Source organism: Vibrio viridaestus (assembly GCF_003856525.1).
GTDB classification, from domain to species: Bacteria; Pseudomonadota; Gammaproteobacteria; order Enterobacterales; family Vibrionaceae; genus Vibrio; species Vibrio viridaestus.
In genome coordinates, this window is the sequence record NZ_RJVQ01000124.1 from 1 (window position 1) to 472 (window position 472).

The 472-nt window shown below is 58.6% G+C and carries 1 protein-coding gene; it reads left to right on the forward strand.

The window, feature by feature from the left end:
* Positions 1-472: phage tail tape measure protein (locus EES38_RS21905; RefSeq protein WP_124939297.1), on the forward strand; the 472-nt coding region annotated here is incomplete at both ends.

Consider the following 472-nt stretch of genomic DNA (forward strand, 5'->3'; position numbering starts at 1 on the left):
TGTCAGAGCAGAAAAAGACCTGGGCGGCTGAAGACCAGCTTCGCGGGAACTGGATGGCAGGCCTGAAGTCCGGCTGGAGTGAGTGGGAAGAGAGCGCCACGGACAGTATGTCGCAGGTAAAAAGTGCAGCCACGCAGACCTTTGATGGTATTGCACAGAATATGGCGGCGATGCTGACCGGCAGTGAGCAGAACTGGCGCAGCTTCACCCGTTCCGTGCTGTCCATGATGACAGAAATTCTGCTTAAGCAGGCAATGGTGGGGATTGTCGGGAGTATCGGCAGCGCCATTGGCGGGGCTGTTGGTGGCGGCGCATCCGCGKCAGGCGGTACAGCCATTCAGGCCGCTGCGGCGAAATTCCATTTTGCAACCGGAGGATTTACGGGAACCGGCGGCAAATATGAGCCAGCGGGGATTGTTCACCGTGGTGAGTTTGTCTTCACGAAGGAGGCAACCAGCCGGATTGGCGTGGG